The sequence below is a fragment of the Paraburkholderia piptadeniae genome, assembly GCF_900007165.1.
In the GTDB taxonomy this organism is placed as follows: Bacteria; Pseudomonadota; Gammaproteobacteria; order Burkholderiales; family Burkholderiaceae; genus Paraburkholderia; species Paraburkholderia piptadeniae.
This window is the reverse complement of record NZ_CYGY02000270.1, coordinates 1-641: the sequence shown is the minus strand read 5'-3', so window position 1 is coordinate 641 and position 641 is coordinate 1. Positions and strand designations below refer to the sequence as shown.

The window sequence follows — 641 nt, the reverse complement described above, 5'->3', positions numbered from 1 at the left end:
GTCACAGATACACGCGACACGCCAGCGGAAGGCAGCAGCCAGACCAGCAACAGCGGCCTTTCCATCGACATACAGGACTACCGCTTCAATATCGACCGCGAAATCAAAGGCTCGATCGACTATATCGACCGCAACATCGCGCCCGCTTCGAAGCCGGTGCGCATGGTGTTGTGGAGCGGCGACTGCCAGGTGCCCTCGCCCGTGCTCAAGGCGGCCTACGAAGCAGGCGTGCTCAATCTGAACGGCGGCGACACGCTGATCACGAAGAGCTTTCCGAGCTGGGTGGCGATTGCGCCGCTCGGCGTGATGAAGAACGGCTACTTCCAGATCTTCGCGCCGAACCAGAACGAAGAGCTTTATACGGACCTGTGGCACGGACCGTTCTATGGTTTTTCGCGCGTGCTCGAAACATTCTCGCTGACCGACAAGCCGATCCGCTTCAAGCCGATCGACGTCTACTACCACATGTTCACGGGCACGAAGTACGCGTCGATGAAAGCGTTGCGCGAGATCTTCAATGCCGTCCTCAAACAACCCGTCACGCCCGTCTTCACATCGGAATACGCGCGCAAGGTGCTCGACTGGCTCGACACGAGCATCTACCAGGAGCCTGGCACGGAACCGGGCAGCAAGGTCTGGGT

General features: G+C 59.4%; 1 protein-coding gene. It reads left to right on the top strand.

Annotation, left to right across the window (positions count from 1 at the left end; all coding sequences use genetic code 11):
* A partial coding sequence (locus BN2476_RS45175) for a polysaccharide deacetylase family protein (RefSeq protein WP_500045354.1) occupies window positions 1–641 on the top strand: 641 nt, incomplete at both ends.